The organism is Pseudomonas tritici, from assembly GCF_014268275.3.
GTDB lineage: Bacteria > Pseudomonadota > Gammaproteobacteria > Pseudomonadales > Pseudomonadaceae > Aquipseudomonas > Aquipseudomonas tritici.
In genome coordinates, this window is sequence record NZ_CP077084.1 from 5,057,437 (window position 1) to 5,078,378 (window position 20,942).

Annotated in this window: 21 protein-coding genes and 1 pseudogene; 8 read left to right on the forward strand and 14 right to left on the reverse strand. The window is 58.6% G+C overall.

The window, feature by feature from the left end; genetic code table 11:
* Positions 1-125: 125 nt before the first annotated feature.
* The 3 genes and pseudogenes from HU722_RS29325 to HU722_RS23030 all read right to left on the reverse strand — a co-directional run bounded on the left by HU722_RS29325 (position 126) and on the right by HU722_RS23030 (position 2,451).
* Positions 126-695, reverse strand: coding sequence for a methyl-accepting chemotaxis protein (locus HU722_RS29325; RefSeq protein WP_371913937.1), 570 nt, complete (start codon positions 693-695; stop codon positions 126-128).
* A pseudogene (locus HU722_RS29330) lies at positions 669-1,505 on the reverse strand (PAS domain-containing protein); the annotation flags it as partial. The pseudogene HU722_RS29330 and the gene HU722_RS29325, both read right to left, overlap by 27 nt.
* Before the next feature lie 76 nt (positions 1,506-1,581).
* Entirely contained in the window at positions 1,582-2,451 is an 870-nt protein-coding gene (locus tag HU722_RS23030; protein ID WP_065875371.1) for a LysR family transcriptional regulator, read from the reverse strand.
* A gap of 96 nt (positions 2,452-2,547) precedes the next feature.
* Between HU722_RS23030 and gstA the strand changes: the two genes are divergently transcribed.
* Positions 2,548-3,156, forward strand: coding sequence for a glutathione transferase GstA (gene gstA / locus HU722_RS23035; RefSeq protein ID WP_065875370.1), 609 nt, complete (start codon positions 2,548-2,550; stop codon positions 3,154-3,156).
* Between the two features lie 240 nt (positions 3,157-3,396).
* A complete protein-coding gene (locus tag HU722_RS23040) occupies positions 3,397-3,834 on the forward strand; it encodes a GNAT family N-acetyltransferase (protein ID WP_065875369.1) in 438 nt (145 codons plus the stop codon).
* A gap of 271 nt (positions 3,835-4,105) precedes the next feature.
* On the opposite strand, the gene def is transcribed toward HU722_RS23040, so the two are convergent.
* From def to HU722_RS23055, 3 genes are all read right to left on the reverse strand, one after another.
* Complete coding sequence (def, locus tag HU722_RS23045) at positions 4,106-4,645, reverse strand: peptide deformylase (protein WP_065889892.1); 540 nt, start codon at positions 4,643-4,645, stop codon at positions 4,106-4,108.
* Positions 4,646-4,648: 3 nt separating this feature from the next.
* Positions 4,649-5,599 carry a YihY/virulence factor BrkB family protein gene (locus HU722_RS23050; RefSeq protein WP_065881044.1) on the reverse strand — a complete coding sequence of 317 codons (951 nt, stop codon included), beginning with the start codon at positions 5,597-5,599 and terminating at the stop codon, positions 4,649-4,651.
* Positions 5,600-5,778: 179 nt separating this feature from the next.
* The gene (locus tag HU722_RS23055) at positions 5,779-5,964 is read right to left on the reverse strand and encodes a CsbD family protein (protein WP_065881042.1); all 186 of its coding nucleotides are present in this window, start codon (positions 5,962-5,964) and stop codon (positions 5,779-5,781) included.
* A gap of 199 nt (positions 5,965-6,163) precedes the next feature.
* On the opposite strand from HU722_RS23055, the gene HU722_RS23060 reads away from it, so the two are divergent.
* Positions 6,164-6,541, forward strand: coding sequence for a hypothetical protein (locus HU722_RS23060; RefSeq protein ID WP_065875365.1), 378 nt, complete (start codon positions 6,164-6,166; stop codon positions 6,539-6,541).
* 183 nt (positions 6,542-6,724) lie between these two features.
* Here the strand turns inward: HU722_RS23060 and fadD1 are convergent, their stop codons facing one another.
* Both fadD1 and fadD2 read right to left on the reverse strand, forming a co-directional pair.
* On the reverse strand, positions 6,725-8,416 hold the full coding sequence (fadD1, locus tag HU722_RS23065; RefSeq protein WP_065889900.1) for a long-chain-fatty-acid--CoA ligase FadD1: 1,692 nt from the start codon (positions 8,414-8,416) through the stop codon (positions 6,725-6,727).
* A 389-nt stretch (positions 8,417-8,805) separates the two neighbouring features.
* On the reverse strand, positions 8,806-10,494 hold the full coding sequence (gene fadD2, locus HU722_RS23070; RefSeq protein WP_065889902.1) for a long-chain-fatty-acid--CoA ligase FadD2: 1,689 nt from the start codon (positions 10,492-10,494) through the stop codon (positions 8,806-8,808).
* Between the two features lie 234 nt (positions 10,495-10,728).
* On the opposite strand from fadD2, the gene HU722_RS23075 reads away from it, so the two are divergent.
* Complete coding sequence (locus HU722_RS23075) at positions 10,729-11,673, forward strand: alpha/beta hydrolase (RefSeq protein ID WP_065889904.1); 945 nt, start codon at positions 10,729-10,731, stop codon at positions 11,671-11,673.
* A gap of 57 nt (positions 11,674-11,730) precedes the next feature.
* A complete protein-coding gene (locus HU722_RS23080) occupies positions 11,731-12,201 on the forward strand; it encodes a MaoC family dehydratase (RefSeq protein WP_010208208.1) in 471 nt (156 codons plus the stop codon).
* Positions 12,202-12,334: 133 nt separating this feature from the next.
* Here the strand turns inward: HU722_RS23080 and HU722_RS23085 are convergent, their stop codons facing one another.
* Positions 12,335-12,802: a ferritin-like domain-containing protein gene (locus HU722_RS23085; protein ID WP_003175720.1), complete on the reverse strand. Its 468-nt coding sequence runs from the start codon at positions 12,800-12,802 to the stop codon at positions 12,335-12,337.
* Positions 12,803-13,008: 206 nt separating this feature from the next.
* Here HU722_RS23085 and HU722_RS23090 point away from each other — a divergent pair, with 206 nt between their 5' ends.
* On the forward strand, positions 13,009-13,245 hold the full coding sequence (locus HU722_RS23090; RefSeq protein ID WP_010208204.1) for a DUF3820 family protein: 237 nt from the start codon (positions 13,009-13,011) through the stop codon (positions 13,243-13,245).
* Between the two features lie 9 nt (positions 13,246-13,254).
* Positions 13,255-14,430, forward strand: coding sequence for an aminotransferase class V-fold PLP-dependent enzyme (locus HU722_RS23095; protein WP_186753120.1), 1,176 nt, complete (start codon positions 13,255-13,257; stop codon positions 14,428-14,430).
* A gap of 115 nt (positions 14,431-14,545) precedes the next feature.
* Here the strand turns inward: HU722_RS23095 and HU722_RS23100 are convergent, their stop codons facing one another.
* From HU722_RS23100 to zwf, 3 genes are read right to left on the reverse strand one after another with little or no spacing between them, the layout of a single operon-like run.
* Positions 14,546-15,211, reverse strand: a complete 666-nt coding sequence (locus HU722_RS23100; protein ID WP_065873545.1) for a bifunctional 4-hydroxy-2-oxoglutarate aldolase/2-dehydro-3-deoxy-phosphogluconate aldolase — start codon at positions 15,209-15,211, stop codon at positions 14,546-14,548.
* 17 nt (positions 15,212-15,228) lie between these two features.
* Complete coding sequence (gene pgl / locus HU722_RS23105) at positions 15,229-15,942, reverse strand: 6-phosphogluconolactonase (RefSeq protein WP_065889907.1); 714 nt, start codon at positions 15,940-15,942, stop codon at positions 15,229-15,231.
* Complete coding sequence (gene zwf, locus HU722_RS23110) at positions 15,929-17,395, reverse strand: glucose-6-phosphate dehydrogenase (protein ID WP_065881034.1); 1,467 nt, start codon at positions 17,393-17,395, stop codon at positions 15,929-15,931. Before zwf ends, pgl begins: the two co-directional genes overlap by 14 nt.
* 219 nt (positions 17,396-17,614) lie before the next feature.
* Between zwf and HU722_RS23115 the strand changes: the two genes are divergently transcribed.
* Positions 17,615-18,475 carry a MurR/RpiR family transcriptional regulator gene (locus HU722_RS23115; protein WP_170039859.1) on the forward strand — a complete coding sequence of 287 codons (861 nt, stop codon included), beginning with the start codon at positions 17,615-17,617 and terminating at the stop codon, positions 18,473-18,475.
* A 114-nt stretch (positions 18,476-18,589) separates the two neighbouring features.
* On the opposite strand, the gene HU722_RS23120 is transcribed toward HU722_RS23115, so the two are convergent.
* Positions 18,590-19,435 carry a D-hexose-6-phosphate mutarotase gene (locus HU722_RS23120; RefSeq protein ID WP_065873549.1) on the reverse strand — a complete coding sequence of 282 codons (846 nt, stop codon included), beginning with the start codon at positions 19,433-19,435 and terminating at the stop codon, positions 18,590-18,592.
* A 102-nt stretch (positions 19,436-19,537) separates the two neighbouring features.
* On the reverse strand, positions 19,538-20,884 hold the full coding sequence (locus HU722_RS23125) for a carbohydrate porin (RefSeq protein ID WP_015885551.1): 1,347 nt from the start codon (positions 20,882-20,884) through the stop codon (positions 19,538-19,540).
* Between the last annotated feature and the right edge of the window lie 58 nt (positions 20,885-20,942).

Below are 20,942 nucleotides of genomic sequence, written 5' to 3' on the forward strand. Positions count from 1 at the left end.
CAGACGTGTGTGAGAGCTGGCTTGCCTGCGATAGCATCACCTCGGCCTACCTGATAGACCGAGGTGTCTGCATCGCAGGCAAGCCAGCTCCCACATTGATTCGGGTTACCAAATCCGCAGTGGCGTTATTGCAGTTGTAGGGTCGAGTTGAACTGACCGATCGCATCCACCACGTGCCGTGAGCCTTCCTGAATCTCCAGGATCACTTGCCCCGCTTCATTCGCCAGCTCCACCCCGAGCCCCGTGCGGCTCAAGCTCGATTGCATGCTCGACACGGCGCTCAGCGACAGGTCGTGGTTCTTGCGCACTACATCCACTATCTCCACCGTCGCCTGGCTGGTGCGCGCCGCGAGGCTGCGTACTTCGTCGGCCACCACTGCAAAGCCGCGCCCGTGGTCACCGGCCCGCGCCGCTTCAATCGCAGCGTTCAGCGCGAGCATATTGGTTTGCTCGGCAATGCCGCGGATGGTCTGCACGATGGCGCCGATGATGTCCGACTGCTTGTTGACCGCATCAATGCTCTCGGCGGCCTGGTTCAAGTCGTGGGAAATCTGTTCGATGATCTGCACGGTTTGCTGCACCACCTCCGAGCCCTTGCGCGCGCAGGCATCGTTTTGCACCGAGGTGGCGTGGGCCGAGTCGGCAGCGGTGCGCAGGGTGGTGACCTGGTCGGTGATGTCGCTGGCGAACTTCACCACTTTGTACAGGCGGCCATTGGGATCGAAGATCGGGTTGTAGGAGGCTTCCAGGAACAGGGTCTTGCCGTATTTGTCTTTGCGCTCGAAGCGGTGTGAATGGTATTCGCCGCGATTGAGGGACGCCCAGAATGCTGTGTAGGCCGGCGATTCCACTTCGTTGCGGTGGCAGAACATGCTGTGGTGCTGGCCGACGATTTCATCCAGGGAATACTGCACGGTCTTCAGGAAGTTTTCGTTGGCATTGAGAATCTGGCCCTGGGGCGTGAACTCGATCACTGCCATGGAACGGCCGATGGCGTCGATCAGGCTCTGGTTTTCATGTTCGTGGTGAACCCGCGCAGAAATATCCGACGCGACTTTGATCACGCTCTGCACCTGATTGTCCTTGTCCAGCACCGGCATGTAGCTGGCTTCAAGCCACACCTCCTGGCCGTGCTTGTTCAAGCGCATGAAGGTGCCACTCAGCGCCTCGCCCCGCGCCAAGTTGCGCCATAGCTTGGCGTAACCGTCGGTATGGGTATAGGCCTCGTCGCAAAAGAGGCGGTGATGCTTGCCGCGAATCTCCTCGGCGCTGTAGCCCATGGTTTTGCAGAAGTTGTCGTTGGCGTCGAGGATCACGCCAGTGGCGTCGAACTCGATCATGGCCATGGAGCGGCTGATGGCCGCGAGTTTGGCGTTGGTTTCGGTCAGTGCGCAGGAAAAGCGTTGGATTTCAAGCAGGTCGGATTTGTGATGGCGGTTGAACATGGTCAGATCACCCTGGATTCCCGGCGCCCGGAAGGCGCATTCCATTTCATATGTAACCATCCAAATCGCTTTATATCCCAAGCGTCATCAACGGTTCTGGGTGAGCATAGACAGGGCTAGGCGCTATGCAAGGCCACTAATCAGCCAGCATTTCTAATAAAGCGCGGGCAGCGGCTGACGGGTCACGGGTGGGCGAGCCGACCAAGGCAAACTCACGGTGCAGCGGCACCGTCAGCGGCATCACGCGCAAGCCTTTGCGCTGGGCCGGCAGAGCCATTTCCGGCACCAGCGTGACGCCAACGCCCTCGCGTACCAGGCTGAACGCGCTGTTCCATTCGCGCACTTCCACGCGGATATCGCGCAGCGTCAGCCCCGCTGCGGCGCCCAGGCTGCGCGCATTCGCGGTACACCCACCGGTGGCGAGCACGAACGGCTGCTCAAGTAATTCCTCAAGCGACACACTGGCATCGGCCGGACGTTGCGCCAACGCATGATCCACCGGTAGCACGGCCATCCAGAAGTCCCGGCCCAATACCGTGGCATTGCGTTCGGGCGTGGGGTTAAGCACTACACCCAGGTCGATCAGCTCCGCATCGAGCAAAGTGAGCACTTCGTTGTCGGTGACATCCAGGGTGGTCACCTCGATCCCCGGATAAAGCTGGGCAAAGCGCTGCAACAACGGTGTCAGGAACCTCGCCAGCACCATGGGAAAACTGGCGATGCGAATCGTCCCACGCAGCATTGGGCGGGCTTCATCCACGGTGCTGCGAATGGTCTGCAAGGCTTTGAGCATCACCCGCGCCTGTTCGATCACACTCAAACCCAGGGCGGTGGGCAAGGTCTTGCGCGGTGCACGGGTAAACAGCTGCGCGCCCAGCGTCGCCTCCATGCCGGCCATGGCCTGGCTGGCGGCGGATTGAGTCATACCGACGCGCTCGGCGGCGGCAGTGATGCTGCCGTGATCGGCCACAGCCACCAGCAGGCGCCAGTGCATCAGGTTCATCATGGCATTCGCTGTCCTTATGGCAGGGGTCTGAAGGTTTAATTTTACGCACGGTGCCATGCCCGCGAGACTGGCGCAAATTCAACGGAGCTGTTCAAGATGAAACTGTATTTCTTTCCCCACGCCTGCTCCCTCGCCCCGCATATCGTGCTGCGCGAACTGGCGTTGCCGTTCGACCTGGTGCGGGTCGATAACCAGGCCAAGACCACTGCCGACGGCGAAGACTTCCTGCAGATCAACCCCAAGGGCTACGTTGCAGCGCTGAAACTGGACAACGGCCAGGTGCTGACCGAAGCCAGCGCGATCCTGCAGTACCTGGCTGACCTGAAACCCACAGCAAATCTCGCGCCGGCCAATGGCAGCTGGGAGCGTGTGCGTTTGCAGGAATGGCTGAATTTTATCGCCACCGAAGTGCATGGTGGCTTGGCGGTGTTCTTCAACGATGCGATTCAGGGCGAGGTGCGAGCCATGTTCCAGGCCACGTTGTTCAAGCGTTTTGCGGTGCTGGTGCAGACGCTGGAACGCCAGGACTATTTGCTGGGCGCGCAATACTCGGTGGCGGATGCGTATCTGTTCGTGGTGCTGCGCTGGGCGGCCTTTCACGCGATTGATCTGAGCGAGTGGCCGGCGCTGGCGGCGTTTCAGCAGCGGGTGGGTGAGCGGCCAGCAGTGATTGCCTCGTTGGCCGCCGAATCCCCCGAAAGCTGAGTTCATTCAAAAACGGGTCTCAGTGACCGAACAGACCTGTCTCGGTTTTCTTGGCTTTCTTGTCAGCGCGTTTTTCATCGGCGGTCTTTGCCGGTTTTTTCTTCGCGGCTTTCTTTGAATCCATACCTTTGGCCATGATGCATGCTCCACTTAACAGGGGATGTAACACTGGGTATACCACCTATTGCGACGTAGAAGGCGCTTATAATCCCCAGCCCCTGATAACGCTGCCTGAACACCATGCCCGAATTACACATCGAACCGCTGGCAGAACCGTTGTGGCCGCTGCTGAACAAGTTTTACCGCAGCCATAATTCGCCGATGAAGGCGCTCAAGGGCGGCCGTTTGTGGGTGGCCCGGGAGGGTGAGATCGTCGCGGGGCTGTGCCTCACGCCGGTGGTGGGTGGGCAGTGGTTGACCGGTGTGTATGTGGCACCCGCGTATCGCGGCCAGGGGTTGGCGGCGCGGTTGATTCTTACGGCGGTGGCTGCTTGCGAGGGAACCGTTTGGTTGTTGTGTCATCCGGATCTGGAAGGGCTATACCAGCGCATGGGATTCACTCAGGACACGCTGCTGCCGCAATCGCTTAGCGAGCGGTTGGTGCGCTACAAACGCAACAAACCCATGATCGCGATGGGCTTAGATCGCTTGGTGAGGTCGATCTCGAATAATGTGTGATCAGCGCGCGCCAGTGTTCGGCAAACCGGCGTCGGCGGATGCCGTGCTCGGTGTGGAAGACCACCGGGCCAGGTATGTGGCGGTCAGGGAGTCGGATCGGATGACGTTGCGGTTCGTAAAGCCTGCTAGATAATCTGGCCAGAACGCGGTCTGAAAATGTGGGAGCGGGCTTGCTCGCGAATGCGGTGAATCAGTCGCCAAATATATTGACTGACACTCCGCATTCGCGAGCAAGCCCGCTCCCACATTTGGACTTCATTGGATCTGAAAGCTATTCGTCAGCAGTGGGTTCCAACTCCGGGAACATCACGTCAATAAACCCGAACTTACTGAAATCCGTAATCCGTGACGGGTACAACCGGCCGATCAAGTGATCGCACTCATGCTGCACCACCCGCGCATGAAAACCATCGGCAAAACGCACGATAGGCTCACCCTTCGGATCGAAGCCCTCATAACGAATCTGCTGGTAACGGTTCACCGCGCCACGCAGGCCCGGCACAGACAGGCAACCTTCGTAGCCCTCCTCCAGCACCGGGCTCAGTGGGGTGATCAGCGGGTTGATCAGGATGGTCTGCGGCACCGGCGGCGCGTCCGGGTAGCGTTCGCTGGACTCGAAACCAAAGATCACCAATTGCAGGTCGACACCAATCTGCGGTGCGGCCAGGCCGACGCCGCCCACGTGTTCCATGGTCTGGAACATGTCATCGATCAATTGCCACAGCTCGGGGCTGTCGAACATTTCCGGCGGAACCGGCGGCGCGATACGCAACAGGCGCTCGTCGCCCATTTTCAGGATTTCACGGATCATCGATCAGACTTCGTCAGGGGTGGGCTTGGAATGGTCCCGGCCGAGGCCTGAGACGTGCTGTTTTTCAGTGGTATGAGCCGGTGCATCAAACTCTTTTTCACCCGGTTCCTTACCTTCGGCGGACATGTGTTCGATCACTGCATTCATCTCCGCACCCAGCAGCAGCACCGCGGCGGAAATATAGAAGTAGAGGAGCAGTACGATAATTGCGCCGATACTGCCATACATGGCGTTGTAGTCGGCAAAGGTTTTAACGTAATAGCCAAAGCCCAGGGACGCGACGATCCACACCACCACCGCCAGCACCGAGCCGGGCGTGATAAAGCGGAATTTCTGTTCGACGTCGGGCATCACGTAGTACATGAGGGCCACGGCGAACATCAGCAGGATCACGATCAGCGGCCAGCGCAGGATGGTCCACAGGGTGACCACGAATTCCTGCATGCCGATCTGCGCGGCGATCCACTCCATCACCTGCGGGCCAAGCACCATCAGCGCGGCGGCGGCCAACAGCATGCCGGCAATACCGATGGTGTAGAAAATCGACAGCGGGAAGCGCTTCCAGATCGGCCGGCCTTCAACCACGTCGTAGGCGGCGTTCATCGCGCTCATCATCAGGCGCACGCCAGCTGAAGCCGTCCACAGCGCAATCACGATACCCACGGACAGCAGGCCACCCTTGGATTGCTGCAACTGGTCGATGACCGGGTTGACCTGCTCCAGCGCCTGGGGCGGCAACACCAGCTCCGACTGCAGGCGCAGCCAGGAGAAGAAATCCGGCAGGTGCAGGAAGCCGATCAGCGCGATCAGAAACAGCAGAAAAGGAAACAGCGAGAACAGCATCTGGTAGGCCAGCGCCGAGGCGTAGGTGGGCATCTCGTCATCGAGGAACTCGGTCACGGTGCGCACCAGCACTTTGTGCAGCTTGAGGCCTTGTAATACCGGAAAAAGCATAGCGTCTCCTTTCGCCGCAAAAGGTTGAGTTCGTGGGCGACTCAGGGGCCGTTTTCTACATCAAAGTAGCCCATTTGGCGACTTTGAAACAATTTCGAAAGTTTAGTTGCAGCGGAGGATACAAAAACGGCCATCCGTGGATGGCCGTCGGGCGGGTAAAACCAGCCAGCGATTCGAAATTACTTGGTCGCTTTTTTCACGGCGTCTTTGGTATCGCCGACCGCTTTCTGCACTTCGCCTTTCTTTTCCTGTACCACACCTTCAGCGCGCAGTTTGTCGTTGCCAGTCACTTTACCGACACCTTGCTTCACGTTGCCGGCCACTTCGTTGGCTGTACCTTTTACCTTGTCCGATGTGCTGCTCATGGTATTTCTCCTGGAACAATCGATGGTTTTTGGTCACTACGTAAAGATTGACCCGAGGCGGTTTGGCAGAGTTTCAATTATTTTTGCCTGTGCATTTCATCGCCAGCCGCAGGTTGGGCTTTATGTTTTGTGGCCAACCCACGAGAATGCCCGGCACATTCAGGCTACAACGCTGAATAACAGATCCCGTAGGAAGGTTATGAAACTCAATAAAGCACAGGCTATCGCCCGCAGAAACACTGAACTGGGCGGTGCCGTACTCGGCGTCAACAACTGCCACTTCACCGACCTGGACCAGAAACGCAACATCTGGTGGTTCGACCTGCCGCTGGGCCGTATCGCCGTGGGCCAGTACGAGTGGATTCATTTGTTGATGCACAATGCCGAGACTGACCAGTTGCTGCACCTGAAGGTGCCGACGGTGTTTTTGCGTGAAAAGCTCGAGGGTTTGGTGGTGCGTAATGCGGGCAAGCGCAAGCCGGAGATCACCCTGGAGTTGAGTGCGGATAAGGATTCGTTTCTAAAGGACGTACGCCCAGCAGGCGCTGGTGTCAGTTTCGCGCAGTTCTCCCTGTAAGAACGCGGTTAAACCTGTGGGAGCGGGCTTGCTCGCGAATGCGGCGTGTCAGTCGCCTGATAGGTCACTGATAGACCGCATTCGCGAGCAAGCCCGCTCCCACATTGGATTGCATTTCAACGCCCGCAAATCCGCAGGCAACAAAAAGCCCCGCATCTGCGGGGCTTTTTGTTTCAGGCCAGGTTACTTTTTCAGACCGAGCTTCTTCAGCTCTTCATCGCGCAACTCACGCCGCAGGATCTTGCCCACGTTGGTGGTCGGCAACGCATCACGGAACTCCACAGCCTTGGGCACTTTGTAGGCGGTGACGTTGGCGCGCATATGCTCCATCACCTGCTCCTTGGTCAGGGTTGCGCCCGGCTTGACCACGATAAACAGCTTGATGTGCTCCCCGGACTTCTCGTCCGGCACGCCGATGGCCGCGCACTGCAGCACGCCCGGCAGGCCCGCCAGTACGTCTTCCAGCTCGTTGGGGTACACGTTGAAGCCCGAGACCAGGATCATGTCCTTCTTGCGGTCGACAATGCGCATGTAGCCGTCGGGCTGGATGATCGCGATGTCACCGGTCTTCAGCCAACCTTCGCTGTCGAGCATCTCGTCGGTGGCGTCCTGGCGCTGCCAGTAGCCCTTCATGACCTGTGGGCCCTTGACGCACAGCTCGCCGGTTTCGCCCAGCGCCAGCTCGGTGCCGTCGTCGGAAATGACTTTACACACCGTGGACGGCACCGGAATCCCGATGGTACCCAACTGGATATGCTGGATCGGGTTCACAGTCGCCACCGGGCTGGTTTCGGTCATGCCATAACCTTCGCAGATGCCACAGCCGGTCACGGCCTTCCAACGCTCGGCCGCCGCCAGTTGCAGGGCCATACCGCCCGACAAGGTGACTTTCAGCGCAGAGAAGTCGAGCTTGCGGAACGCCTCGTTGTTGCACAGCGCCACGAACAGGGTGTTCAGGCCGACAAAGCCGCTGAACTTCCACTTCGACAGTTCCTTGACCATCGCCGGCAGGTCACGCGGGTTGCTGATCAGGATGTTGTGGTTACCGATCAGCATCATCGCCATGCAATGAAAGGTGAACGCATAGATGTGGTACAGCGGCAGCGGCGTGATCAGGATCTCGCAGCCTTCGTTGAGGTTGGAGCCCATCAGCGCCTTGCATTGCAACATGTTGGCGACCAGGTTGCGGTGGGTGAGCATCGCGCCCTTGGCCACGCCGGTGGTGCCGCCGGTGTATTGCAGCACGGCCACATCACTGCAGGCCGGGCTGACTTCGTTGACCGCCTGGCCATGGCCCTTGGCGAGCACGTCGTTGAACTTGATCGCCTGTGGCAAGTGATAAGCCGGGACCATTTTCTTCACGTACTTGATGACGCTGTTGATCAGCAGACGCTTGAGCGGCGGCAACAGGTCGGCGACCTCGGTGACGATCACATGCTTGACGGCGGTCTTGGGCACGACCTTTTCCGCCAGGTGCGCCATGTTGGCCAGGCAGATCAGGGCCTTGGCACCGGAGTCATTGAATTGGTGTTCCATTTCCCGCGCGGTGTACAGCGGGTTGGTGTTGACCACGATCAGGCCAGCACGGATGGCGCCGAACACCGCGACCGGGTATTGCAGGACGTTAGGCAATTGCACGGCAATTCGATCGCCGGGCTTCAAGTCGGTATGCTGTTGCAGATAGGCGGCGAAGGCGCCGGACAGTTCGTACAATTCACCGTAGGTGATTGTCTTGCCCAGGTTGCTGAAAGCCGGTTTGTTGGCGAAGCGCTGGCAGGACTGCTTCAGTACCGCCTGAATATTCGGATACTCGTCTGGATTGATTTCTGCAGCAATCCCGGCGGGGTACTTATCCTTCCAAAAGTCTTCGTTCATGGAAGCCCACTCCTCAGCGACGCGAATTCATCATCGCATTTGATGCGATTATTATTGGTGTGTGTTTTTTTAGGTGAATCTGGCGCTTTAAAGCAGGCCGAGACGTCACAAAGCGCGCCGAGAGTAGCAGCTTTGCCAAGGGCCGCCTAGAGCCAAACGAGGGCCCTACGGTCATAAACATGACTCAAGAACAACCAGTGGTCATTTTTAGAGCAAAAATTCTAGATCATTGAAAACGGCTCTGGAATGGGCATTCCAGAACAATGAATAATAATGTGGGAGCTGGCTTGCCTGCGATAGCGGTGTTTCAGTCACCCAATGTATCGACTGATAAACCGCTATCGCAGGCAAGCCAGCTCCCACCTGTTTGATTGCATTTCAACTCAGAGTCAGGCGATGTCGCGCAGCTCACGCCGCAGAATTTTCCCCACCGGCGTCATCGGCAACGATTCGCGCAACACAATATGCTTAGGCACTTTGTACCCGGTGAAGTTGGTCTTGCAGTACGCCTTCAACTCCTCAAGGCTCACACCCTCCGCACGCGCCACCACAAACAGCTTCACCGCCTCCCCCGTGCGTTCATCCGGCACACCGATCACCGCGCAGTTGGCCACGGCCGGGTGGGCCATCACCACGTCTTCGATTTCGTTGGGGTACACGTTGAAGCCCGAGACGATGATCAGGTCTTTCTTGCGGTCGACAATGCGCACGAAGCCATCGTCATCGATCACCGCGATGTCACCGGTCTTCAGCCACCCCTCGGCGTCCAGGGCCTCGGCGGTGGCGGCTGGTTGCTGCCAGTAGCCCTTCATCACCTGCGGGCCTTTGATGCACAGCTCGCCACGCTCGCCCAACGGCAGCTCGACGCCCTGATCATCAATCACCTTCATCGCCGTGGCCGGCACCGGAATGCCCACGGTGCCCAGGCGGGATTTGTTGCCGTACGGGTTGGTACTGGCCACCGGAGAGGTTTCCGTCAGGCCATAGCCCTCGCCAATCGCACAGCCGGTGATTTGCTCCCAACGCTCGGCTGTAGCCTTGATCAACGCGGTGCCGCCGGAGTTGGTGAGCTTGAGGTGGGAGAAATCCAGGGTCTTGAAGTCCGGGTGGTCCATCAACGCGACAAACAGCGTGTTTAGCCCCAGCAATCCGGTGAACCGCCACTTCTTCAGCTCTTTGATAAAGCCGCCGATGTCCCGTGGATTGGTGATCAGCACGTTATGGTTGCCGGAGACCATCATGCACATGCAGTTCGCGGTGAATGCATAGATGTGGTACAGCGGCAGCGGCGCGATCATCACCTCCTGCCCTTCCTTGATCAGCGGGTGGCCGTCCTCGCCGGTCTGGGACATGCAAGCGCGCACTTGTTGCATGTTGGCCACCAGGTTGCCGTGGGTGAGCATCGCGCCCTTGGCCAAGCCGGTGGTGCCGCCGGTGTATTGCAGCACGGCGATGTCGTCCAGGCTCACCGGGTGACGGGTAAGACCCAGGCCCGCGCCCATGCGCAACGCGCGCTTGAAGGAGACGGCACGCGGCAGATTGTAGGCCGGGACCATCTTCTTGACCTTATCGACCAAGGTGTTGACCAGCCAGCCCTTGGCGGCGGGCATGAAGTCGCCCATCTTGGCTTCGATCAGGTAGTCGATCTCGGTGTCGCTGCACACTTCCTGCACCCGCGAACCGAACAGGTTGAGGTAGACCAGCGCCCGCACGCCAGCGTCCTTGAACTGGTGACGCATCTCGCGCGGGGTGTACAGCGGGTTGGTGTTGACCACGATCAGCCCGGCGCGCAGTGCGCCGAACACGGCAATCGGGTAATGCAGCACGTTGGGCATTTGCACCGCGATACGCTCGCCCGGCTTGAGGTCGGTGTGCTGTTGCAGGTAGCCGGCAAACGCCGCGCTCTGGCGTTCAAGCTCGGCGTAGGTCAGGGTGATGCCCATGTTGCTGAATGCCGGACGGTCGGCAAAAGTCTTGCACGAGCGCTCGAAGACTTCGATCACCGACTTGTAGGCACAGAGGTCGATGTCATTGGGAACGCCCGCCGCGCGTTTGTCATTCCAGAAATCAGGTTGCATTATTCTTGTCCTCTTACCTGAGTGTGTCCGGCCGCTGCTGCTGCAAAAGTGTACAGCTATAAAAAGCGGAGCTTTGGGGACGTTAGCAGCTATGGCCAAACAGGCAAATACAGGAAGGCGCTTCATTGATTGCGTGAATCTTCCTACACGTGCCCGCACTGATCAGACGCTTGCGTGGGATGAGCGATACACTGCAACGCAGACCTTGAGCAGACCGTGAGCAAAGGAACCGCCATGAACCACAGCACCTTCTGGCTGACCGCGAATGACCGCAGCCGCCTGTACGTCAATCAATGGATGCCCGACGGCACCGCCAAGGCCCTGGTGATGCTGTCCCATGGCATGGCCGAACACAGCGGTCGTTATGCACGCCTGGCTGAAGCCTTGTGCGGCGCCGGCTACGGTTTATATGCGCTGGACCAGCGGGGCCATGGCCGTACTGCCGATGAAGGCACCTTGGGCCTCTACGCCGAAAAGGACGGCTGGAACAAAGTGGTGGGCGACCTCGCCAGCCTCAACCAGCATATCGGCCAACAGCAGCCGGGGCTGCCGATCATTCTGCTGGGCCACAGCATGGGCAGTTATATTGCCCAAGCGTACTTGCTGCACCACAGCGCCAGCCTGCATGGGGTGATTCTCTGCGGTTCGAATTTCCAGCCGGTGGCGCTGTATCGCGCCGCACGGGTGATTGCCCGGGCCGAACGCTTGCGCCAGGGCTTGCGCGGGCGCAGTGCGCTGATCGAATTCCTGTCGTTTGGATCGTTCAACAAGGCGTTCAAACCCAATCGCACCGCTTTCGACTGGCTCAGCCGTGACCCGGCTGAAGTTGATAATTACATCAATGACCCGCTGTGCGGGTTCCGCTGCACCAACCAGCTGTGGATCGACCTGCTCGGCGGCTTGCAGCAAATCAGCAAAGCGTCCAATCTCGCGCAGATCGATCCGGGCCTGCCAATCCTGGTGATGGGCGGCGAATGTGATCCGGTGAGTGAAGGCAAGCGTCTCAAAAGCCTGGCCCATGCGTTGCGTGAAGCCGGCTGCCAGCACCTGCACCTGAATATCTACCCGCAGGCGCGCCATGAAGTGTTCAATGAAACCAACCGCGACGATGTCACAGCGGATGTGCTGGCATGGTTCGACCAGGCGCTGACATTACGCAGGCCGACCCGTTGCGAATGATTTTTTATTTAAAATCAAATGTTTAAATTACCGATTAGCCACAGGATGCACCTTTAGATGACCCAGGTAACCAACACCCCGTACGAAGCCCTCGAAGTCGGCCAGACCGCCAGCTACAGCAAGCTGGTGGAAGAGCGCGATATCCAGCTGTTCGCCGCCATGTCCGGTGACCACAACCCGGTGCACCTGGACGCCGAATACGCCAAGGCCACCATGTTCAAGGAGCGTATCGCCCACGGCATGTTCAGCGGCGCCCTGATCAGCGCGGCGGTTGCCTGCGAGTTGCCTGGGCCGGGCACGATCTACATTGGCCAGCAGATGAGCTTCCAGAAGCCGGTGAAGATCGGCGACACCCTCACGGTGCGCCTGGAAATTCTCGAGAAGTTGCCGAAGTTTCGTGTGCGCATTGCCACCCGTGTATTCAACCAGCGTGATGAGTTGGTGGTGGACGGTGAAGCGGAAATTCTTGCGCCGCGTAAGCAGCAAGTCGTGACGCTGACCGAGTTGCCGCCAATCAGCATTGGCTAACACTTATGCAATACGAATGTGGGAGGGGGCTTGCCCCGATAGCGGTAGATCAGTCACAAGATGCAGTGATTGACACTCCGCAATCGGGGGCAAGCCCCCTCCCACATTTCTTACAGCATTTAAAGCACAGAGCTTACGACTGAGCGCGAGCCTGGTTACGCAGGGCTTTTACCTGGTCGTGGTTGCGTTGTACGCCGTGGTACTGACGCTCAACCAGGTCACGAATGCCCAGCAGGTTGTGCTTGTTGATCTTCTCGATCGCTTCACGGTAAGCCTTCAGTGCGTGGTCTTCACCGCGCTCGGCTTCGTTTAGCACAGCTTCTTCATCTTTACCGGTAACCATCGATTTAACATCGACCCAACCGCGGTGCAGAGCACCAGCAACGCTACCGGAATCTTCCGGATCGCCACCCAGGGCACGTACGGCGGTTTTCAGTTCAGCTGCAGCTGTCGCGCAATCAGCGGAACGCTTGGCGAACAGTGCTTTGAGTTCTGGGTGCTTGATGTCTTCAGCGCACTCTTTGAAACCTTTCTGACCGTCAATGCTGGTCTCGATCAGGTCGTTGAGTACGGAGATGGATTCTTTATTGATGTCAGTCATTTTTCAATTCCTTTGGCAGGTTAGAAGGTTGCAATAAGAATTGCAGCGTCCGTGCCAGCTTTTTGAAAAACTATTTTCCGTTATAAATCAAAAGCTTAAAAATTCTTGAACCTTCTGTATGTGCGTTTTTTGCATGATCTGTCATTTGGCCTTCATGCAGAATGCCTGTATTTTCCACTGCTACGACTGACCTTCACGAAGCGCCCATGAACCCCGAAAAACTCGAACTGCTGATCACCCGCGAAATGCCCTTCGGCAAATACAAGGGACGGATCATCGCCGACCTGCCAGGTCCCTACTTGAACTGGTTTGCCCGTGAAGGCTTCCCTCACGGCGAACTAGGCGGGTTGCTGGCATTGATGCAGGAAATCGACAGCAACGGGTTGTCTGAATTGCTTGAACCACTGCGCGCCAAACACGGTAAACCCGCCCCTCGTCATTAAGAGCGCCCTATGCCACGGAATGCAGACAACGAACGTCACTGGCTGGCCATCGCCCAGCGCTACGACCTGGAACCCGGCCCGATCAATCTGGAAAACGGCTACTTCGGCCGCATGAGCCAAGCGGTGCAAACGCAGTACCTGGAACACGTTGCGTTTATCAACCGCAGCAACTCGCTCTATGTGCGTCAGACGTTCGAAACAGGCGAAAACGTCGAGATTCGTCGGCAATTGGCCGGGCTGATGGATGTCGACCCAGCGTCAGTGGCTTTTACCCGTAACGCCACTGAAGCCCTGCAATCGCTGATCCGCAACTACAACCGCCTGCAACCGGGCGATCAAGTGCTCATCAGTGACCTGGAGTACGACACCGTGAAAGGCGCCATGCGCTGGCTGGCAGGCTATCGCGGCGTGGAGGTGATCGAACTGTCCCACACGCACCCGGCCAGTTTCGACAGCCTGGTGCAGACTTATCGCGAAGCGTTCGTTAAGTACCCACGCCTCAAAATGATGGCGCTGACCCACGTTACCCACCGCACCGGGCTGGTCATGCCCGTTGCAGCGATTGCCCAGGCGGCGCGCGAGCATGAAATCGATGTGATCCTGGATGGCGCACATGCCCTGGGCCAGATCGAGTTCAACCTCGACGAATTGGGCATTCAGTTTGCCGGCTTCAACTTGCACAAATGGATCGGCGCGCCGTTGACCCTGGGCTTTCTGTACATCGCCCCGGAGCGCCTGGCCGATATCGACCCGGACATGGGCGAGTTTCACTACCCGGCTACCGACATACGCGCGCGGACGTCCTACAGCACGCCGAACTTTCCAGCGCTGATGACCTTGCCATTGGTGTTTGAAGAGCACCGGGAATTGGGTGGCTCGGCGGCCAAGGGTGCGCGGGTTAATTACCTGCGGGATTTGTGGGTGAACCAGGTGCGGGCGTTGCCGGGGATTGAAGTGCTGACGCCGGATGATCCGAGGCTGTATTGCGGGATTACGGCGTTCAAGTTTGTCGGACGGGATCAGCAAGTGATGGTGGATCGGTTGCTCAGGGACTTTGACTTGTTTACCACCACGCGCGTGAGTGCGTCGTTCGGGACGTGCATTCGGGTGACACCGGGGCTAGTGACTTCAGCTGCGGATATCAGCGTGTTGGTGAACGCGATTACCCAACTGAACGCAGACTAAAAATGTGGGAGCGGCGTTGAATTCAAGTTTTCTACAGGCAAAAAAAAGCGGCACACCGACCAAGTGCACCGCAAAAATGCCGTTAAGCACAGCAACAACGATTCGATAAATCAGATCAATCCAACAGCGCCAGCGCTTCGGCGGTGACTTCCTGGATACGGGCCCAGTCGCCGTTCTTGATCCATTCAGGATCGAGCATCCAGCTACCACCTACGCACATCACGTTTTTCAACGCCATGTAGCTTTTGATATTGGCCGGGCTAACGCCGCCAGTCGGGCAGAACTTCACTTCGCCAAACGGGCCACCGAGGGCCTTGATGGCAGCAACGCCACCGCTGACTTCGGCCGGGAACAGCTTGAAGCGGCGATAGCCCAGGCCATAGCCTTCCATGATGCCCGAAGCATTACTGATGCCCGGCAGCAGCGGAATCGGGCTGTGCACCGACGCTTCCAGCAGGTCGCGTGTAATGCCGGGGGTGACGATGAATTGCGAGCCCGCCACTTCGGCCGCTTCGAGCATGTGGCGATCCAGCACAGTGCCGGCACCGGTGCACAGTTCAGGGCGTTGCTCGCGCAATACCTGAATGGCCTTGAGGCCGAACTCGGAACGCAGGGTCACTTCCAATGCGGTCAAACCGCCGGCTGCCAAGGCATCGGCCAGCGGCAGGATGTCCTGTTCGCGGGCGATGGTGATCACCGGCAGGATCCGCGCCTTCGCGCAGAGGCTGTCGATCAGGGCAACTTTATCCGCCATGGACACGGTCGGTTGAGGGCTTTTCATAGCGGCTGATCCTTGGCTCATGGGCACCAGTAAATCTCTAATGTAGGTTGCAAAAACGCGCGAATCGGCATGGCAGCGACATCGTCACTGGCCAGCGCGGCGCTCAAGGTGGTCAACTTCGAACTGCCGGAAATCGACAGTACGGTGTAGTGGGCAGTGGCAAGCAACGCGCGACTCATGGTCAGGCGCTGATGGGGCACGGTCGGCGCCAGCATCGGCCAGCAACGGCGGGTACCGTCGACCTGCAAGGCTTCAGTCAGGTTCGGGCTGTTGGGGAACAGCGATGCGGTGTGGCCGTCATCGCCCATCCCGAGCACCAGCACATCGATGGCTGGCAACTCGCCCAGCAGGCGATCAGCCTGCTCGGCAGCGTCTTCAAGGTTGGCCGCGGCGCTGTACAGGCTGAGAAACTTGGCCTTGGCCGCCGGGCCCTGCAGCAGGTGTTGCTTCAACAGGCCGGCATTGCTGTCGGCGTGTTCCACCGGCACCCAGCGTTCGTCGGCCAGGGTGATGGTGACCTTGGACCAGTCCAGGCCTTGCTTGGCCAAGTGCTGGAAAAACGCCACGGGGCTGCGGCCACCGGACACCACCAGGGTCGCTTCGCCACGGGCACTGATGGCTCCGCGCAGTTGCTCGGCCACATCATTCGCCAGGCCTTCCGCCAACAGCACCGGCGTGCGGTACTCGTGGGGGGTTACGCCCTGCGGCAGTTTCAATTCAGATATCGCCATACCACGACCTCCCATCCCGCGTGATCAGTGCAATTGAGCTCATCGGCCCCCAGGAACCCGCCGCGTACGGCTTGGGCGCATCACCAGATTTTTTCCACCCGGCAATCAACTGGTCACACCACTTCCACGCGGCTTCGATTTCATCTTTGCGAACAAACAGGTTCTGATTGCCGCGCATGACTTCCAGCAACAACCGCTCATAGGCATCGGGAATCCGTGCGCTGCGGTAGGTGTCGGAAAAATTCAGTTGCAGTGGCCCGCTGCGCAGTTGCATGCCTTTGTCCAGGCCCTGCTCCTTGGTCATCACGCGCAAGGAAATACCTTCGTCCGGTTGCAGGCGGATGATCAGTTTGTTGCTGATCTGCAAGCGCTGCTCGGGGGCGAAGATGTAGTGGGACGGTTCCTTGAAGTGGATGACGATCTGCGACAGCTTTTGCGGCATCCGCTTGCCGGTGCGCAGGTAGAACGGCACCCCGGCCCAACGCCAGTTGCGGATATCGGCACGCAGGGCGACGAAGGTTTCTGTGTCGCTCTGGGTGTTGGAGTTGTCTTCTTCCAGATAACCCGGCACTGGCTTGCCAGCGCTGTAGCCGGCAATGTACTGGCCGCGCACCACTTGGGTGGTCAGGCCGTCCGGGCTGATGGGCGCCAGGGCCTTGAGCACCTTGACCTTCTCGTCGCGGATGCTGTCGGCGGACAGGTCGGCCGGCGGGTCCATGGCGATCAGGCAAAGCAGTTGCAACAGGTGGTTCTGGATCATGTCGCGCAACTGGCCGGCCTTGTCGAAGTAGCCCCAACGGCCCTCGATACCGACCTGCTCGGCCACGGTGATTTCCACGTGGGAAATGTAATTCTGGTTCCACTGGGTTTCGAACAGGCTGTTGGCGAAACGCAGCGCGATCAGGTTCTGGACGGTTTCCTTGCCCAGATAGTGGTCGATGCGGTAGGTGCGGTTTTCCGGAAAATACTGCGCCACGGCGTCATTGACCTTGCGCGAGGACTCCAGGTCCGAACCGATCGGTTTTTCCAACACAACGCGGGTGTTTTCCGCCAGGCCGACCTTGGACAGGTTCTCGCAGATCGCGCCGTAAACTGCTGCAGGCGTGGCGAAATAGGCAATCAGGCGCTGCTCGGTGCCGGCAATTTCAGCCAGCGCCACGTAGTCATCAGCCTTCATGAAGTCGACGTGAACGTAGGTCAGGCGCGCGAGGAAACGCTGGGCGATGGTTTCGTCCAGTTCCTTGCCGACGTATTTGCGCAGTGCTTGCTCGATATGGGCCAGGTGCTGTTGCTCGGAACCGGCTTCACGGGCCAGGGCCAGGATGCGCGTGTCGTCGTGCAGCAACCCGGCGCCATCGAGTTGATAGAGAGCAGGAAATAACTTGCGCAGCGCCAGATCACCCAAGGCGCCAAACAGGGCAAAGGTGCAGGGTTCTACGGTTATCGAAGGCATGATGTTTGTTCTTTTATCAAGTTAAGCTACAAATACCTTTTTTCAAGGCATCACTCAAGGAAAAATGTAGTAATAACCACAACATTTTCCCGAAATACGCATTGCGAGTGGTGGTGTTCAGCTACCCTCAGTAGGATAGGCCACCGCAAAAGACCACTCATCGATTGGTCGCCACCTTTTATTTGCATCGTCGCCCGAAGGAAAGACTGAATGGACCGCGTGCGAAATCTTCTGGAACAGATCCGGAACCGCCTCGAAGAATTAAACAAGGCCGAGAAAAAAGTCGCCGAGGTCATCCTGCTCAACCCGCAGCAGGCGACCCGCTTCTCCATTGCCGCCCTCGCCCAGGCTGCCTCGGTCAGTGAACCGACGGTCAACCGTTTCTGCCGTTCGTTCGGCGTGAGCGGTTACCCTGAACTGAAATTGCAGCTGGCGCAAAGCCTGGCCAGTGGCGCGGCGTATGTCAGCCGCGCGGTGGAGGCCGATGATAACCCTGAGGCCTACACCCAGAAAATCTTCGGCAGCGCCATCGCCTCGCTGGACAGTGCCTGCCAGGCGCTGGACCCTGCCCTGATCAGCAAAGCCGTGGATTTGTTGATCCAGGCACGGCAGATCCACTTCTTCGGCCTGGGCGCTTCGGCCCCGGTGGCCATGGATGCGCTGCACAAGTTCTTCCGTTTCAACTTGGCTGTTACCGCCCACGCCGACGTGCTGATGCAGCGCATGATCGCCTCGGTGGCGCACACAGGCGAGTTGTTCGTGATCATTTCCTACACCGGGCGTACCCGTGAGCTGGTGGAAGTGGCGCGGATCGCACGGGAAAACGGCGCTTCCGTGCTGGGCGTGACGGCTGAGAATTCGCCGCTGGCCAAGGCCAGTACGGTAAGCCTGAACATTCCGCTGCCGGAAGACACCGACATCTACATGCCGATGACCTCGCGGATCATCCAATTGACGGTGCTGGATGTGTTGGCGACCGGCATGACTTTGCGTCGTGGCGTGGATTTCCAGCCGCATTTGCGCAAGATCAAGGAAAGCTTGAATGACAGCCGGTATCCGGTGGGCGATGAGTTTAACTAAACACACATTTGAGGTGGCACTACTGGCCTAATCGCGGGCAAGCCCGCTCCCACATTTGGAATGCACTCCCCTGTGGGAGCGGGCTTGCCCGCGATGGTGCCATCAGCCACACCGTTAAACCCCGGCTCTAGCCTGCAAACTCAAATGCGCCCTCTCCCCCGGCGCCAAACTGGCCCCGGCCATCGCCGACTCCACGCACACAAACCCCGACGCCTCGTTAAAGCTCACCCCCAACAGCGGCCGGCTGCCGGGATGCCACACCACCGTGTCAGCGCTGTCACCCGTATCAATGCACAGTTCACGCTGCCAGGCGTGATCCTTGAGCTGCAACTCACCCTCGTGCTGGAACACCCGCTGGCACCCGCCCTCTACCCTTAGCTCACCTTCCTGCTGGCAAACCTGGCGATTGAGCTGGTCGTAACCTTGCGCGCCATCAAGCCCAGACAGCGCTACCTCATCAACGTGACCAATACGCCAATAAGCGTGCAAAGCATGGCTCAGCTGGCACGGGAGCTCGTCCTGGTGCTCGGTGCTCAGGCGCAGTTCCAGGGTCTCCCCGAGGTGCGCGTGCAGGTCGACCTGCCAGTCGCACAACTGCAATTGCCAATGCAGGCGCACGCCCTCATCGTCGGTGCTGCTGTCGAGCAGCTTCCAGTCGATCAGCCGCGCCCAGCCATGGGACGGCCACGCATTTTCGCTCGGGTGGCGGCCATACCACGGCCAGCACACCGGTACGCCACCACGAATGGCACCGACCTGTGGCCATTTGGCTGCACACCACAGCCAGGGTTTCTGGCCACGGGGTTGGAAGTGCAACAGCTGCGCGCCCTGGCGACTGAACACCGCCTGGCACAGCGGATGGTCGATCACCAACACGTCGCGCATCTGAAAGCGCTCCCAGGCGAACACCGGACGCTCGCGCAGGGATTTGAAAAAGCGTTGCAGCGGTTGCTCATGCATGTGCCACGGTCCTGAATATCTTCACAATGCGACCCAAAAAAAAGCGGATAGCCATGGCTACCCGCAAAATGCGCACAGAGAGAGGAGCTTATCGCAACAGCGTTAGAACGTAGACTGAATTTTCAGACCCGCCACGAGCGCGTTGTCGACTTTATCCACGCCGCCAGGCTGGACGACGTATTGCAGGTTAGGACGCACGGTCAGCCAGTTGGTAACGTGGAAGCCGTAGTTGATTTCGAAGTTGTACTCGGTCTCGCGAATGGGCGAGAACAGCGCATTGTCGTAATCATTCACGCCATTGGCGACGTTCAGCAGCTCAGCGTTTTTCTTCACGTCATCGTTGACGTGCAGGCGAGCAGCACCAATGCCGACATCATCTTTTGGACGCGCGTCGAATGGGCCTTTGTACACCAGCATCAACGACTGATAGTTGTCGACCAGGTTGGTTTCTTTGTCGTGGAAGGTGGCGTTGGCCGCGATATTCAAGCCGCGGGAAGCGTCGCCGTTATGCGTGGTGAGTTGCTGTTGGGCAACAAACCAGTAGCCTTTCTTGCTGCTGCGGGTACGGTACGCGGCGCCAGTGGTAGCCGCATCGTTGCCGTTCACGTCTTCACGTACGTCGGCAGCATCAGCCGCGCTCTTGTAGTAACCCACACGGTATTCGCCCGGCAGGTTGTTGACCTTCGGCGACCAGACCAATTCCACCGGAATCACGGTGCCCTTGGTGCCGCTGCCGCTGAGCTTGAAGCCGTTGCCGTGCTCAAGCTGCGATGGGTTCTGGTTGTAGGCACCGATTTGCGCATACAGCTCAGGCGTGATGTTGTACTTCACGCGGATCGCGGCCTGGCTGACGGGCCAGTTGTACCAGGTATTTACATAGTTGCCGACCTGGGAGCCGCAGAACGACAGGTTCTGGAAGTCGCACGGGAAGGTGTTGAAGTCTTCGCCTTCACCGAAGTAGCCGAGTTTGACGTCCAGCTTGTTGTCGAACATCTGGTGCTGAATCCAGAACTGGGTCAGACGCACCATGTGGCCACGGCCGTAGACTTCCATCGACGAACTGAGCGTGCCGGCACGTGGGTCGCCGATGCGGTCGTTGGAGATATTCTGACCATTACGGTTGGTGAACTGGATCTTGGCCTGGGTGTTATCCCAGCCCCACAGCTTTTGCAGGTCCAGCGCTACGCCCAGACCGAACTGGTCAGAGTAACGGCCGGTCCTGTCGTCGTTGTAGCCGCCGCGCAGGTTGGCGCCCATTTCCCCTACGTAGTCAGCCTTGATGTCGATACCTTGCTCGATCAGCTTGGTACGCTCACCACCCCAATCGCCGGTCATCCACTTGGAGTCGGCACTGAATGCATCGGCCGCCATCGCATTGGCGGACAAAACCAGGGCTGCTGCAGCTGACATTTGGCAGATCAGCCGAGTGTTGTTGTGTTGCTTTTTCATCCCTACATCCTCGTCTTTATTGTTATTAAACTGTTTTTATCTAACGCGGGTTACTTTT